We start from the raw sequence: 5553 nt of genomic DNA on the forward strand, positions 1-5553 counted from the left end.
GAGACCCAGGCCGTATCGGCGCTCACCAAGGGGCGCGGGTTGTGGAAGGTCGCGGGCCGGAGCTTCATTACGCAACATCTGCTCCACCCGGCCGAGCGGGAGCTGTTCGACACCGACGCCCGGATGTCCGCCTAAGCAGACCCGACCGGCGGGGCCGGTGGCCCCGTCTCCCCCCATATACAAGGAGCGTTGCCCTGGTGTCCCGACGCCGCCTCCGCCGAGTGATCGGCAAACTCGTACGGCTCTACCTCAACGCCTGCACGGCCAGCACCGAGCACAGCCGCGTTCATCTCGGCACCGACGCCTTCCGCCCCCAGCCCGGTGCCCGCCGCACCCGGCACCGTTCTGGCCGGGACGGAGAGCGCTGACCATGAACGAGCCGTTCATCCGCCTCGCAGCCTCCATCAAGACCGGGGGAAAGTGTGGCCGAATAGGACGCCGCCTACGGCCTGTGCGTCACCAAAGGCTGGCCGACGACGAGCCGCAGGCCCTGGAAGGGAGAGGCCCCGAGGCGACGGCTGCCCTAGCCGGATCCTGAAGGCTGCCAGGGCACCCGGCAAGGGAGCACCCCAGGGCCCGAAGGCCGCCGGGGTGCCCGTCTAACTACGAGATGATCTGATGCAGGCCCACCACCGAGCCTCCGGCCACGGTGAGCACCAGGACGGGTGCGCCGCCCAGCGTGAGAACTGCCAGCGCAGCCAGCCCCGCCCCGAGAAGGATGAGCACCCACCGCTGGGAAAGTCGCTCGGGCTCCTGATTTTGAGTTGTACGCTTGGTCAAGTACGGCTCCTTTTGTCGAGTTGTTGCTCTTCGTGTTGAGCGGCCCCGGTTGCCCCCGGGGCCGTTCGCCTGTCCGGCGAACGGCGAACCGCTCGGCACCCTCTTTCCGGGTGCCCAAGATTTATGATGACGTCATTTCGAGGGGGCTCCGCGAGGCTCTGTCAACGCTTTGATCCGCATGGAGATGATCTATGTAATAGTAGTTAGAATCTTTATTGCGGATCAAAACGTTGGGATCAAAACGTTGGGGTGACGGTGGCCGGAAATCTGAAGGCGATCGAACGGCGGCTACGCCGCCTGGAACAGTTGCGGAAGACCGACTCGGTCACCCAGGCCAGCGAGGCGCTGCGCGCAGTGTGGAAGGGGAAGGGGTTCGAGCAGGTCAAGCTGCGCTCCCACCTCCTGCACGCCCGGGAGGATGGCCAGTCTCCATTGACCCAGCTGGTCAACCCCCGTGGCATCGCGCTGCGCTTCTACCTGTTGGCCGTATTTGAGGCGCAGTGCAGGCTGGCCGTCGGCACGCCGTGGTCGAACACCCGCGGCCTGGCCGACGGGCGCCCGTCCTGGACCGACATGATCGCTGTTGACGGTGCCTACGACGTCACGACAGGCACCTACATGCCCGACACCAAGCAGGGCCGCACCATGCAGGATGTGCGCCTGCGCCAGGTCCAAGGTGCGCTGAAGACCCTGGAGGAGTTCGACCCGCAGCGGTCCCTTGTCACTCTGCCACGGGCGAAGAACGGCAGCCGACGGCTCTACAACGAGTTCGTCCTCATGAGCGAGGAGGGCCGGGGCGGACTGCAGACCCCGCACGTCTACACGGTCCCCGACAAAGGCAAGGGCTGGAACGGGCATCGCACTCTCACCTTGACCATCCCCACTGACTTCTTCCTCAACGGCTGGGTCCAGATCCTCAACCCCTCCGAGATTGCCACCTGGCTCGTCCTGCGCGAGCTCAGCCAGTACGCCCCCAAAGCACACGCCGAGAAAGGCGTCTACCTCTACGGCGACAAGCGCTCCGCCATCTTCAACCTCAAGCGAGACGCCTGGGAGGACAGCTGCCGCATGCTGCGCGCACTGGGCCTGATCCGCTACGCCCGGCTCGGGAACCCTGCCGAGGGCGAGGCCAGCGGCATTTTCGGCAGCGGCTGGGACTACGGCTTCCTCACCCAGTACATGCGCGAGCAATACGAGCCATACCGCTACCAGCTGACCGACCAGGGCCTGGCAGAGGACGCTCTGGCCAGGTGCATCAAGGAACTCACCTTGCTTCGGGCCGAGGCCAGGCCCCGTCCCGCTGCCAGTTGACCCGCCCTACACGGTGATGGCCTGTGGGACGCCCTCGCGGGCGGCGAGCGTGCCCGCGACGAGTGACTCGCCGTCGAGAATGCCCTGGTCCCCGGGCACTCCCGGACCGGCGAGGTCCGGGCCTGGGCCCTGACTGAGCGCAACGCCGAGGGCTGGCACTACGCCCAGACCTGAACGAGAACGCTTCTGCCCTGGTTGAGATCGCCCAGGCCGCCCAGCCGCTCGCGGGCCCGGACAGCAGCATTTCCGCGCGCTGCGGGCAGGGGTCGCACTCGCGCGCTCACCCCGGACCGGCGTGGCGGCCGGGTTCTCTAACCCAAAATCCCCGGCTCCGCCAAATCGCTGCCCTGGCCCGATCATCGTGCTTCCCCATACCGGACTCCCAGCCGGGGAGGTTGCTGCCGAGGAGTGTGCGCTGGTGATGCAGTTGGAGCCCGATGTGGCCTTCGGGGTTCCTCCGGAGTTCGGGATGGTGGCGGACACCCTCACGGAGAACGCCCTGGCGAAGGTGGTGGAGCGGTCCGCAGTTGCGGCGGTCTCCCATACCGAGCGTGCCCGTGCCGCTGTCGCCGCCTCTCCCCGCCACCCGTTCATGGCGGCACCGTCCGTCGGCACAGCCTTCCGGTCCCAGTCGGCGGTGCCCTCGTCTGCCGGCCGGACCCGGTGACCTGCCTTCCCTCATTTCTCTGTTCGTCTTGTATCGAGGAGCACGTGTATGGCCGTCAAGACCGTCTGGCCTGTTGATCACGCCTGCGGGCACACCGCCGACGCCGATCTCTCCGCTCGTCCGGCTGATCAGCGCGCGGGGTATGCCCGGTGGCTGGCCGGGCGGGACTGCACCGCCTGCTGGGAGGCCACTCGTACCCAGGACGCCGAGGCCACCGCGGCTTGGCTGGCCGGGCAGCGGGCCGCCGAAGCCGAGGCGGCGCGGGTGTGGGAGGTGGCGTTCCGGATGCCGCTACTGGAGGGCGGCGAGAGGGCGGTCGCCTGGGGTGCGCGGTGCCGTCATCAGCTCGTCACCGCCGCATACGCCGCGCTCGTCACTGAGGGCACCATCAGCGAGGCGGGATGGGCGGAGCTGGAGGACGGGGTGCGGCCTGTGACGCGTGCCGGTTGGTGGATCGATCAGAGGGAGGCCGACCCGGCCGATCTGCCCGAGCTGCTGGCCGCCGCCACCGGGACCGACCGGCCCACCGAGAACCCCCACTTCTAACCACTCCCGTGAGGAGTTCCGTGATGTCCGAGCCCGAACAGCCGCATGTGGTGATCGTCCGTGAGCGGGGCGGCAACGTCGCCGCCATCCCCCACGGCGGCTTCCGGCGGGCCGAGCACGGCGCCTTGGCCGTGGAGATGCTGCGGCACGCCGGATTCATCGACGACCACGGCCTGGTCTCCCGGCAGTACCGGCTGCACTGGGACATGGGCCGTGAGTACGAGAACCGGCAGGGCCACCCAGGCAGCCCGGATGCTCACCGCCGCCGACTTCCGGGTCGACCTCGACCCCACCCTCGACACCGACCGTATCGGTGTCGCCGAGTCCGCGAACCAGGCCCTGGCCGCTCTGAACGCCCGTCTGGCCGAGGTGGACGAGCCCCACGAGATCGCCACCGAGGTACGGGCGTTCTTCGATCCCGACCACGGGGCGCTGAACCAGGTGGCCTCCGTACTGTCCGCGGTTTCGGAACACGCGCAGGCCGCCATCGGGTCCTTCTCCGAGAACGATCCCGGCTACCGGCTGTGGCACCAGGTGGAGGCAGCTTCCGAGGTGCTGTGTGACCTGCGGGACGAGCTGGCGGCCGTCCCCGACACCCTTCACACCCTGACCACCGGCCAGGGGCTCGCACTGTACGAGGCGGCCCGTGCCCAGTCCCCCTCCCTCACCGCTGCCCCCGCCGCCGGCCGGACCGTCTCCCCCTCGCCCGCCACCCCGGCCGCCCCGGCACCGTCCGCCGCCCCGGACCGGGGCCGGACCCGGTAATCAACCACCCCTGCTTTTCTGCCGAAAGGTTCATGCAATGTCCTTCCGTCATGAGGATTCCGGCATCGATGCCGCGATCTACCGCAAGCCCCTGAGTAGCGAGGTCATCGCCGACGCCAGCGCCCCCGGGGCCCACCGGATCCTGCAAGAGTGCGGGTTCACGGAGAACTCAGTACCGCCGCTGTATGTGTGGCACGAGCTGCCCGAGGGACTTGATGCCGAGGAGCAGAAGAGCCGGGCCACCCGCGCCACGGTGCTCCTGCGCGCCGCCGGGTTCGACGCGGAACTCGACCCGTCGCTCGTCTCCGAGGCGGCGTACCGGGCCGTGCTGACGGAGGTCCGCCTCAGCCGGGCCGACCGGAGCAGTGCCGCCACCGCCACCTCCCCCGCCGCAGCCACCCGCGCCTCCGGCGTCCCGGAGCCGTCCGCGCCCGTGGCGGCCCGCCCGAGCACCGCTGCCCGATCCGCTTCTCACCGCCGCTGAAGGAGTCCGTCGTGTTCGTGATCACCAGAGCCCCGGGCCGTCCCCGCCCCGCCGCCCGTCCGTCTGCTCCGTCTTGGACTGCTCTGTGTCTTCTTCTCGTCCGCCCTCGGCCACCACCGGAACGGACTTCCTCCTCTATCTGATGCTCGGCGCCGCCGCGCTCGGGATGGGGGCCGGGTTCCTGGCCTGGCTGTTCGGCAACCTCGCCAACCTCCTCATCGGCTCCGGCGCCTGGGTCCCGTACGATCCCGCCGCCGCCCTGCTCCGTCCCGAGGAGGTGTGGCCGGGCCTGCCCGAGGCGGCGCTCATCGCCGGGTGCCGGGTTCTGCCCGCCCTCGCCCTGTTCACCGTCGGATTCGTCGGCGCGAAGACCTGGCTGCGCTGGCGCGGTGGCACCAGCGGGCTGGCGTCCGCCCGGGACCTGGCGGTCTTGCTGCCGAAGGAGGGCGCGACGAAGGCGATCGGGCTGCGGCCGAGCCTGAAAGGCGCCCGGCCGAAGGACGTGGTGCCGGACGGCCGGGGTGTCCTCCTCGGCACCCTGAAGCCGGGGCGGGTGGAGGTGCGGTCGTCGTGGGAGGACGTGCTGCTGGCGATCATGGCGCCGCGTTCCGGGAAGACGTCCGGTCTGGCGATCCCGGCGATCCTTCGGGCCCCCGGTCCGGTGTTGCTGACCTCCAACAAGGCCGCCAACGACGCGTTCACCGCCACGGCCGGCGCCCGTGCCGAGGTCGGCACCGTGTGGACGCTGGATCCGCAGCAGATCGCCCACGCCCCTCGGGAGATGTGGTGGGACATCCTCGCCGACGCCCACGATCTGGCCGGGGCCCGCCGGCTGGCCGGGCACTTCGTCGCCGCGTCGGTGGACGAATCCAGCGCGGGGGACTTCTGGTCCACCGCCGCCGCGAACACGCTGACCGCGCTGGTCCTGGCGGCGGCGAACGACGGTCGGCCAATCACCGATGTCCTGGCCTGGCTCGCCTCGCCCGCCGACCGCACCCCC

7 protein-coding genes and 1 pseudogene are annotated in these 5553 nt (G+C 69.8%); 7 read left to right on the forward strand and 1 reads right to left on the reverse strand.

The window, feature by feature from the left end; translation table 11 throughout:
- Positions 1-197: 197 nt before the first annotated feature.
- Positions 198-368 (forward strand): hypothetical protein, encoded by a 171-nt coding sequence (locus tag FF041_RS38475; RefSeq protein WP_194292339.1) that lies wholly within the window; start codon positions 198-200, stop codon positions 366-368.
- Between the two features lie 235 nt (positions 369-603).
- Here the strand turns inward: FF041_RS38475 and FF041_RS35860 are convergent, their stop codons facing one another.
- The gene (locus FF041_RS35860) at positions 604-780 is read right to left on the reverse strand and encodes a hypothetical protein (protein ID WP_153526740.1); all 177 of its coding nucleotides are present in this window, start codon (positions 778-780) and stop codon (positions 604-606) included.
- Between the two features lie 249 nt (positions 781-1029).
- Here FF041_RS35860 and FF041_RS35865 point away from each other — a divergent pair, with 249 nt between their 5' ends.
- From FF041_RS35865 to FF041_RS35890, 6 genes and pseudogenes are all read left to right on the forward strand, one after another.
- On the forward strand, positions 1030-2091 hold the full coding sequence (locus FF041_RS35865; RefSeq protein WP_153526742.1) for a hypothetical protein: 1062 nt from the start codon (positions 1030-1032) through the stop codon (positions 2089-2091).
- Positions 2092-2509: 418 nt separating this feature from the next.
- The gene (locus FF041_RS35870) at positions 2510-2758 is read left to right on the forward strand and encodes a hypothetical protein (RefSeq protein ID WP_153526744.1); all 249 of its coding nucleotides are present in this window, start codon (positions 2510-2512) and stop codon (positions 2756-2758) included.
- Positions 2759-2806: 48 nt separating this feature from the next.
- Positions 2807-3304, forward strand: coding sequence for a hypothetical protein (locus FF041_RS35875; RefSeq protein WP_153526746.1), 498 nt, complete (start codon positions 2807-2809; stop codon positions 3302-3304).
- A gap of 213 nt (positions 3305-3517) precedes the next feature.
- Complete coding sequence (locus tag FF041_RS35880; protein WP_323393669.1) at positions 3518-4069, forward strand: hypothetical protein; 552 nt, start codon at positions 3518-3520, stop codon at positions 4067-4069.
- Positions 4070-4106: 37 nt separating this feature from the next.
- A complete protein-coding gene (locus FF041_RS35885; protein ID WP_153526748.1) occupies positions 4107-4553 on the forward strand; it encodes a hypothetical protein in 447 nt (148 codons plus the stop codon).
- A 142-nt stretch (positions 4554-4695) separates the two neighbouring features.
- Positions 4696-5553: pseudogene (locus FF041_RS35890) on the forward strand (hypothetical protein); the annotation flags it as partial.

This window comes from Streptomyces jumonjinensis (assembly GCF_009600885.1).
In the GTDB taxonomy this organism is placed as follows: domain Bacteria; phylum Actinomycetota; class Actinomycetes; order Streptomycetales; family Streptomycetaceae; genus Streptomyces; species Streptomyces jumonjinensis.

Coding starts and splice junctions, on each gene's coding strand:
- FF041_RS35875 (WP_153526746.1), top strand. CDS start 2,807: ATGGCCGTCAAGACCGTCTGGCCTGTTGATCACGCCTGCGGGCACACC.
- FF041_RS35885 (WP_153526748.1), top strand. CDS start 4,107: ATGTCCTTCCGTCATGAGGATTCCGGCATCGATGCCGCGATCTACCGC.